Annotated in this window: 1 protein-coding gene; it reads right to left on the bottom strand. The window is 59.0% G+C overall.

The window, feature by feature from the left end:
- Positions 1-297 precede the first annotated feature (297 nt).
- Complete coding sequence (locus BLU15_RS38735; RefSeq protein WP_090302592.1) at positions 298-1,821, bottom strand: transposase; 1,524 nt, start codon at positions 1,819-1,821, stop codon at positions 298-300.
- Positions 1,822-1,907: the final 86 nt, after the last annotated feature.

Genomic DNA, 1,907 nt, shown 5'->3' with positions numbered 1-1,907 from the left:
TGCGCGGCGGCAATCAAGGTGAGATTCGTATTGCCTCACCCAAGAGTGTTCCCAGAGAATAATGCCGTTGCCTCACTCGGATGTTCTCGAATGCCTCACGGGTTGTTCCGATCGTGTCCCCGCACCTGGTGCAGGTGACGGAGGTAGCGAAGCCGCTCGCGAGCGCGCCCTCAATAGCGCTGTAGCGAGCGGGCGGCTTCGCGGGCGGTCATCATGTTTTCCGGTAGGGTCGGGTTGTCGAAGGCCAACCTGGCGGTAAGAGCGCGGATGCCGATCCTGTATTGTTCGGTAACGATCTCACTGCACGACCTCTACGATTTGCGTTTGCCGCGCGGCATCGGCGAATGGCCCGAACACCAGCGCATTGGCCTGTGTACTGCGCCAGATCTTCATTCGTCGCTGCACGGTCCGAATGAGGCCGTCGGGATACACGCCGGGGTATTTGACCTGCAAGCGTTCAAGCAACTCTCGCGACGTTCGCCACGGCTCCGCCTCGAACCATTCCTCGAGTTCGGCAGTGACGGCGAGTAGAGGATCGGGCCTCCGCCGCTCTCGCTTGGCCGCTGGCTTGGAGCGGGCAGTCGGTTTCACTTCACCACCACGCCAAGCAATCCGTAAGCCAGACAGAAAGTCTTCGAGCGGTAATGCCTCGCCGTCGGTGGCGGGCGAACCATCAGGCTTGTCAGCAATTTCGACCAATCTCTCTTGTGCCAGGCGTATGTCGCGGAGCAGTCGGACCGGATCGAGCGTCAGGTACATCGCCTTGAGCCAAAGGCATGTATCCTCCGGCGTGCGTGGGTCGTCAAGCAGCCGCTGATAGGGCGTGGCGGGACGATGATAGCGCTTGATCACCTTGGCTCCGTCACGGTGCTTTTCTTTCAGTTTGAATGATGGCTGAAAGAAATTCACGAACAACCGCATTGACGAATAAAGCTTGGCCAACTCCCGAGTGGCTCGCAGCCCCTCGAAGCGTCGGTATCCAACGATCTTGCGCACGATCGCGCCATTCTTCTGCTCGACAAATGCCTGATCGTTCTTTCGGTAAGGGCGGCAACGGGTAAGTTCGATATTATCGCGCAAGCAATACTCATGAACACTCTCGTTCATGAACACACTGTCGTTGTCGGTGTCGAAGCCCAGCAGCGGGAACGGCAGCAACTTGCGCAGTTCGGCCAACGCAGTGATCAGTACCGTTTGCTCGCGAACCAGCAGCGGCGCGCATTCCGTCCAGCCCGTGGCTATATCGGTCAACACCAGCGTTTGCGAGAAGGCACCCCTCGCGTACGGGCCGGAATGAGAAACGAGATCAGCCTCGACAAAGCCAGGTGCGGGGTCATCCCAATCCGAGAAGGTTCGAACGGGAACACTACGCCGAATCGCTGTTGATCCTTTCCGGCGCCGCGGACCCGTGGCGCTCGCTTTAATCTCCTTGAGGATCCGATCAATCGTCGCTGGACTCATCGCCAAGAGTTTCTGGCGCGTCTCGCTATTCATATCGCCGTGTCCATGACGTTCCATCGCTTCGATCAGTGTTGGCAACAGGGGGTGTAGTCGCTTGCCGCAAATTCGATCCGACGCCTCCCAAACAACGACGAGCGCTGCCCGCACGTCATCGCCATAAACCCGGCGCCCTGGTCGAGGACCACCCTTCGCCGGTTCGCGTTCTCCTCGCAGCAGTCGCATCGCATGCTTGCGATGAAAGCCCGTGAGCGCCACGAACTCGTCTAACATCCTCGCCTTCTCGGCCCGCCCGCCTAACACATAGCGACAACTGATCGCCGCCACCAATTCCGCACGTGTCGCCATGCTTACCTTCCTCATCACAGCTCCCGAGGTTGATTCGTCGGGAGCAATTTAGATGAGGCAATAACCCATTCTCAGGGAGCAGTTCAGGCGAGGCAATGCGC

This window comes from Ensifer sp. YR511 (assembly GCF_900103045.1).
GTDB lineage: Bacteria > Pseudomonadota > Alphaproteobacteria > Rhizobiales > Rhizobiaceae > Ensifer > Ensifer adhaerens.
The sequence above is the reverse complement of the archived record's forward strand: the minus strand, read 5'-3'. Positions and strand labels throughout refer to the sequence as shown.

Excerpts from the sequence above, each read along its gene's own strand:
- BLU15_RS38735 (WP_090302592.1), bottom strand. The coding sequence starts at position 1,821 with ATGAGGAAGGTAAGCATGGCGACACGTGCGGAATTGGTGGCGGCGATC.